The sequence below is a fragment of the Mesorhizobium sp. M7A.F.Ca.CA.003.01.2.1 genome (assembly GCF_003998945.1).
GTDB classification, from domain to species: domain Bacteria; phylum Pseudomonadota; class Alphaproteobacteria; order Rhizobiales; family Rhizobiaceae; genus Mesorhizobium; species Mesorhizobium ciceri.
This window is the reverse complement of sequence record NZ_RZRA01000234.1, coordinates 1-6,480: the sequence shown is the minus strand read 5'-3', so window position 1 is coordinate 6,480 and position 6,480 is coordinate 1. Positions and strand designations below refer to the sequence as shown.

General features: G+C 63.7%; 5 protein-coding genes. 1 reads left to right on the top strand and 4 read right to left on the bottom strand.

Annotated features, from left to right (window positions below; genetic code table 11):
• The first annotated feature begins 92 nt into the window (after nt 1–92).
• Nucleotides 93–1,739, top strand: coding sequence for a lysine--tRNA ligase (locus EN969_RS12210; protein ID WP_063170009.1), 1,647 nt, complete (start codon nt 93–95; stop codon nt 1,737–1,739).
• Here the strand turns inward: EN969_RS12210 and EN969_RS12205 are convergent.
• The 4 genes from EN969_RS12205 to EN969_RS12190 form a co-directional block, all read right to left on the bottom strand.
• Entirely contained in the window at nt 1,705–2,547 is an 843-nt protein-coding gene (locus EN969_RS12205; protein WP_348628039.1) for a thermonuclease family protein, read from the bottom strand. The two genes, EN969_RS12210 and EN969_RS12205, sit on opposite strands and share 35 nt — an antisense overlap.
• A gap of 9 nt (nt 2,548–2,556) precedes the next feature.
• Nucleotides 2,557–3,207, bottom strand: a complete 651-nt coding sequence (locus tag EN969_RS12200) for a helix-turn-helix transcriptional regulator (RefSeq protein WP_013533656.1) — start codon at nt 3,205–3,207, stop codon at nt 2,557–2,559.
• An 82-nt stretch (nt 3,208–3,289) separates the two neighbouring features.
• A complete protein-coding gene (locus tag EN969_RS12195; protein ID WP_063170008.1) occupies nt 3,290–5,509 on the bottom strand; it encodes a 3-hydroxyacyl-CoA dehydrogenase NAD-binding domain-containing protein in 2,220 nt (739 codons plus the stop codon).
• Between the two features lie 14 nt (nt 5,510–5,523).
• Nucleotides 5,524–6,480, bottom strand: a 957-nt coding sequence (locus EN969_RS12190) for an acetyl-CoA C-acetyltransferase (RefSeq protein ID WP_127419145.1), incomplete at its 5' end; no start/stop codon positions are given.

Sequence of the window (6,480 nt, the reverse complement as noted above, 5' to 3'; positions counted from 1 at the left end):
TTGACGCTCCGGTGCTGCACGCCTAGAGACCGGTTGAAAAACCCTTGCTGCGGCCCGCCTTCGGGCCGGCAGATGATTTGGAAAACTGTGACATGGCGGGATCAAACATCATCGATCTCAACCCCGAGCTGCTGGCGGCCGCGACCGAAAGCAAGGCGTGGCCGTTCGAGGAAGCCAAAAAGATCATCGAGCGCTACAAAGGCGCCGACTTTCCGCAAACAGTCCTGTTCGAGACCGGCTACGGGCCGTCCGGCCTGCCGCATATCGGCACGTTCGGCGAGGTGGCGCGCACCTCGATGGTGCGCCATGCCTTCCGTGTCCTGACGCAGGACAAGGTCGCGACCAAGCTGCTGTGCTTTTCCGACGATATGGACGGCATGCGCAAGATACCCGACAGCGTGCCGGACCGCGCCGCACTCGAGCCGCATCTGCACAAGCCGCTATCGTCGGTCCCCAACCCCTTCGGCGGCGACTATGCGAGCTTCGCCGACCACAACAATGCGATGCTCTGCCGCTTCCTCGACACGTTCGGCTTCGACTACGAGTTCGCCAGCGCGACGCAATACTACAAGGCCGGCCGTTTCGACGCGATGCTCAAGCGCGCCGCCGAGCGCTATGAGCAGATCATGGCGGTGATGCTACCGACGCTCGGGCCCGAGCGGCAGGCGACCTACAGCCCGTTCCTGCCGATCTCGCCGAAGAGCGGCCGCGTGCTTTACGTGCCCATGAAGCATGTCGACGCCAAAGCCGGCACCATCACCTTCGACGACGAGGGCACCGAGACCACGCTTTCGATCACCGGCGGCCGCGTGAAGCTGCAGTGGAAGCCGGATTTCGGCATGCGCTGGGCAGCGCTTGGCGTCGATTTCGAAATGTTCGGCAAGGACCACCAGACCAATGCGGTGGTCTACGACCGTATCTGCAACATTCTGGGCGGACGGGCGCCGGAGCATTTCGTCTACGAACTGTTCCTCGACGAGAACGGCCAGAAGATCTCGAAGTCGAAGGGCAACGGGCTGACCATCGACGAGTGGCTGACCTATGCGCCGACCGAAAGCCTCGGGCTCTACATGTACCAACGGCCGCGGCAGGCCAAGAAGCTGTATTTCGACGTTATCCCGCGGGCCGTGGATGAATACTACACGTTCCTCGCCGCCTATCCCCGCCAGGACTGGAAGGAGCGGCTGGGCAACCCGGTCTGGCATATGCATGACGGCAACCCGCCAGCGATCGACATGCCGGTGCCGTTCTCTCTGCTGCTCAATCTGGTCAGCGCTTCCAACGCGCAGAACAAGGATGTGCTGTGGGGGTTCATTTCACGTCATACGCAAGGCGTGACGCCGGCGACGCATCCAGAGCTCGACCGGCTGGTCGGCCATGCGATCCGCTATTTCGACGATTTCGTGAAGCCGACGAAAACCTTCCGGCCCGCCGACGAGGTCGAGCGCGAAGCGCTGGCAGCCCTCGACGAAGCACTTGGCGCGCTGCCGGCGGACGCCAGCGGCGAAGCGATCCAGAACGCCTCGCTCAACGTCGCACGCAGGATCGAGCGCTATCAGGATCATTCCAAGCAGAGCCCGGAAGGCGGCCCCGGCGTATCGGGCGCCTTCTTCCAGATGATCTACCAGGTGCTGATCGGCCAGGAGCGCGGCCCGCGCTTCGGCTCGTTCGCAGCACTCTACGGCGTTGCCGAGACGCGTGCGCTCATTGAGCGGGCGCTGGCTGGTCAGCTGGCTTGAGCACGCCGTCGACCTCTTCCAGGATCGAACCCGGCGCCTGAGGTGCCGGGCCTGGCGCGGCCGGCATCGCCGGCATGCCCGACAGATCGGGCGCCGATCCGAAAATGCCCTTCTTGCCCATGCGCGCCTTGTCGCCGGCCTCGACATAGGGGCCGCCCTTGGCGGCGCGCGCCCAGCCATTTTCGACCAGCCACTGACCTACATCCTGCTTGCCGATCCGGCACTCGGCTGCGATCAGGTCGCGGCCGCCCTGCGGCGGCACCGTGCAGACCACCGCGCGGCCGCGCAGGAAGGCGCGGAACGCTGTCCTCGCCCGGACGCCGCACGGCCAGGACTTGCCGTCCTCGCTGCAAATCTCGTCCTGCCTGACGATGTCGATGCCGGAAACCGCGACCGAGTAGCCCTTCGCCTCGATCAAGCCGGCGGCCGGCGCAACCGGCTGGAACAGCTTTGTGCCGTTCCAGTCGTCAGGCATTTTCGGCTTGGGCGGCACGGCCAGCGCGAGTTTGCTCAGCGGCTCGCGCGGCTCGATCCGTTCAAGCCCGTCGGCGGGCAGTTCCGGCGGCGCGACGATTTCGGGATCGATCGCCCTCGAATGCGTCGCCGGCTGCGGAGCTGCGATGGCCGATGTGGCCGGCTCCTCGGGCAGCGTCCCGGCAGCCTGCTGCGCCATCGCATCGGCGCCCGGATCAAGCTGGTCCACGGTGATGACGCTTTCACTACCTTTCAGAGTGTGACCGCCAGTGACGACAATGGCTGCCATCACAGGGACCATCAGAACCGCCAGCGCATGATGGAGAAGCCGCACCAGCTTGACCTATTGGCTTGCCCAGACAATCCGCGCCACCCATTCGACATCGCGCATGGGAATATCGCGGTCGGGATGATCGGGATTGAGCGAGACCAGCGCAATCGACCTGACGGTCTGGCGCTCGAGCACCTTGGCCATCACTTCGCCTGATGTGGTCTTGACGACGACGCGATCGCCCTTGCGGGTAACGGCGCCCGGTTCGACGATGAGGACGTCGCCATTGCGGTAGAGCGGCAGCATGGAATCGCCCTGCACCTGCAAAGCATAGGAACTCTCGGTCGATTGCGTCGGCAGTTCGATCAGATCCCAGCCCTGCCCGGCTGGAAAGCCGGCATCGTCGAAGAAGCCGCCGGCGCCGGCCTGGGCAAAGCCGAGCAGCGGCACGGAGCTTCGGCGGGCGACCGAAGCCGCATGGCTGGCCCCGGCCCGACCTTCAATCAAACCGGTGAATTCGTCGAGGGAAGCGCCCGTTGCCTCCATAATCTTTGCCAGTGATTCGGTCGAGGGCCAGCGCGGCCGGCCATCCGACGACAGGCGCTTCGACTTGTTGAAGGCGGTGGAATCGAGCCCCGCACGCTTGGCCAGCCCCGAGGCCGAAAGCGAATAGCGCTCGGCAAGAGCATCAATGGCAGCCCAGACACGGTCATGCGAGAGCATGTGTCGCTCTCCTTTGAACAGGAAAAAATACCTTCCCTGTTCTAACCCCGGACCGCCATCTTGTCCACAGTGCAAGGCTTACTCACGCCGCTTTCCTGGTCTCGCCTTTCGCATAGGGATCGAAGCGCTGATAGAAGCTCTCACCCTTCTCGGCCATGTCGAGCAGCAGCTTGGGCGCCTTGAACTCGGCGCCGTATTTCTTCTGCAGGTTTCTGGCGATCTTGACGAACGCCTTGGCGCCGATGCCGTCGATGTAGGACAGCGCACCGCCGGTATAGGGAGCGAAGCCGAAGGCGAGGATCGAGCCGACATCGGCCTCGCGCGGGTCGGTGACGATGCCTTCTTCCATCACCCGGGCCGCTTCCAGCGCGATGGTGACCAGCAGCCGCTGCTGCAGTTCCTCATAATCGACCTTCTCGGGCGCAAGCTGCGGATAGAGATCCCTGATGCCCGGCCACAGCTTCTTCTTGGCGGGCTTTGCCGGATAATCGTAAAACCCCTTGCCGTTCTTGCGGCCGAAGCGGCCGTGATCGTCGACCATGGTGTTGATCAGCGCCATCTGCTTGGGATCGACCGCCTTGTCGCCCAAATCCCTGATGGTCTGCTTCATGATCTTCTGGGCAAGGTCGATGGCCGTTTCGTCGGTCAGTGCCAGGGGGCCGACCGGCATGCCGGCTGCCTTCGCCGCGTTCTCGATCATCGGCGCGGGCACACCTTCGATCAGCATCTTGTAGGCTTCCGACATGTAGCGCAGCACGCAGCGGTTGACGTAGAAGCCGCGCGTGTCGTTGACGACGATCGGCGTCTTCTTGATGGCGCGAACGAAGTCGATCGCGGTGGCCAGCGCCTTGTCGCCGGTCTTCTTGCCCAAAATGATCTCGACCAGCATCATCTTGTCGACCGGCGAGAAGAAATGGATGCCGATGAAATTCTTCGGCCGCGCCGAATTCTTGGCCAGCGACGAGATCGGGATGGTGGAGGTGTTCGACGCGAAGATCGCCGATGGCTTCAACACGGCTTCCGCCTGTTCGGTGGCGCTCTTCTTGACGCCCGAATCCTCGAACACCGCCTCGACCACCAGATCGCAGCCGGCAAGGTCGGCGTAGTCCGCCGTCGGCGTGATCAGCGACAGCAGTTTGTCCTTGTCCTCCGGCTTGGCGCGGCCCTTCTTGACCTGATCCGAGACCAGGCTGTCGGAATGCGCCTTGCCCTTGGCGGCCGACTCCAGATCACGGTCGAGCAGCACCACCGGGATGCCGGCCTTGGCGGTGACATAGGCGATGCCGGCGCCCATGAAGCCGGCGCCGAGAATGCCGATCTTCTTGAACTTGGTTTCGGGCACGCCGGCCGGGCGGCGGGCGCCCTTGTTCAGTTCCTGCAGCGACACAAACAGCGAGCGGATCATCGCCGCCGCTTCCCTGGTCTGCATGATCTCGGTGAAATAGCGCTGCTCGATGCGCAAGGCGGTGTCGAATGGCACCAGCAGGCCTTCATAGACGCATTTGAGGATCGCGGCGGCGGCCGGATAGTTGCCATAGGTCTCGCGGCGCAGGATGGCGATGGCCGGCGGCCACAGATTGAAACCGGCCGGCGAATAGATCTGGCCGCCGGGCAGCTTGAAACCTTTCTCGTCCCATGGCGCCACCGGCTTCAGGCCATTCCTGATCATCGCCTTGGCGGTCTCGACCAACCTTGTCGGCTCGGCGATCTCATGGATCAGGCCCATCGACTTGGCCTTCTGCGGCGACAGCGTCTGGCCGGAGGTCAGCATCTGCAACGCCTGCTGCTGATCGGTCAGCCGCGGCACGCGCTGGGTGCCGCCGGCGCCCGGGAAGATGCCGATCTTCACCTCGGGAAGCGCCATCTTCACCTTGTCGCTATCGGCGGCGACACGGCCGTGGCAGGCGAGCGACAATTCGAAGGCGCCGCCCATGCAGGTGCCGTTGATCGCCGACACCCACGGCTTTCCTGATGTTTCCAGCTTGCGGAACAGGCCGGTCATCATGCCGGCATTGTCGAACAGCGCCTTGGTCGCCTTTTCGGCGTCCTTGCCCTTTTCCGCGGCGAAGGTCGTCAGCATCTTCTGCAGCAAAGAGATATCTGCACCGCCGGAGAAGGTATCCTTGCCGGAGGTGATCACGGCGCCCTTGATGGCGGCGTCACCAGCCACCTTGTCGACAATGGCGTTCAATTCCCGCATCGCCTCTTCGGTGAAGACGTTCATCGAACGGCCGGGCATGTCCCAGGTGACCAGCGCAATGCCGTCGGCGTCGGTGTCGAGGGCGAAATTGGTGTAGCTCATCGTTTCTCTCCCCGTCAGACGCGTTCGATGATGGTTGCGGTGCCCATGCCGGCGCCGATGCACAGCGTCACCAGAGCGGTGTTGAGATCGCGCCGCTCGAGTTCGTCCAGCACCGTGCCGAAGATCATCGCGCCGGTGGCGCCGAGCGGATGACCCATGGCGATGGCACCGCCATTGACGTTGATCTTGTCATGCGGAATGTCGAAAGCCTGCATGTAGCGCAGCACCACCGAAGCGAAGGCTTCGTTGAGCTCGAACAGGTCGATGTCCGAGAGCTTCATCTTGGCGCGCTTCAACAGCTTCTCGGTGACGTCGACCGGACCGGTCAGCATCAGCACAGGCTCGGAGCCGATGTTGGCGAAGGTGCGGATACGCGCGCGGGGCTTCAGCCCCATCGCCTTGCCGGCCTTCTTCGAACCGAGCAGCACGGCCGCCGCACCATCGACGATGCCGGACGAATTGCCGGCATGATGGACGTGGTTGACCTCTTCCACTTCGGGATGCTTCTGCACCGCGACCGCATCGAAGCCGCCCATTTCGCCGGGCATGACGAAGGACGGGTTGAGCGAGGCCAGCGACTGCATGTCGGTCGACGGGCGCATATGCTCGTCATGGTCGAGGATGGTCAGGCCGTTCTGGTCCTTGATCGGAATGACGGATTTCTTGAAGCGGCCATCCGCCCAGGATTTGGCGGCGCGCTTCTGGCTCTCGACCGCATAGGCGTCGACGTCGTCTCTGCTGAAGCCGTATTTGGTGGCGATCAGGTCGGCCGAGATGCCTTGCGGCACGAACCAGCCGGGCAGGCCGACCGAAGGATCCATGAACCAGGCACCGCCCGAGGCGCCCATGCCGACGCGCGACATCGATTCGACACCGCCGGCAATGACGATCTCGTCCGCTCCCTGCGCGATCTTGGCGGCACCGAAATTGATGGCGTCGAGCCCGGAAGCGCAGAAGCGTGAGATCTGCAT

What these genes read in the sequence shown, in the direction of transcription:
- EN969_RS12210 (WP_063170009.1), top strand. Translation starts at nt 93, where the DNA reads ATGGCGGGATCAAACATCATCGATCTCAACCCCGAGCTGCTGGCGGCC.
- EN969_RS12200 (WP_013533656.1), bottom strand. Translation starts at nt 3,207, where the DNA reads ATGCTCTCGCATGACCGTGTCTGGGCTGCCATTGATGCTCTTGCCGAG.
- EN969_RS12195 (WP_063170008.1), bottom strand. Translation starts at nt 5,509, where the DNA reads ATGAGCTACACCAATTTCGCCCTCGACACCGACGCCGACGGCATTGCG.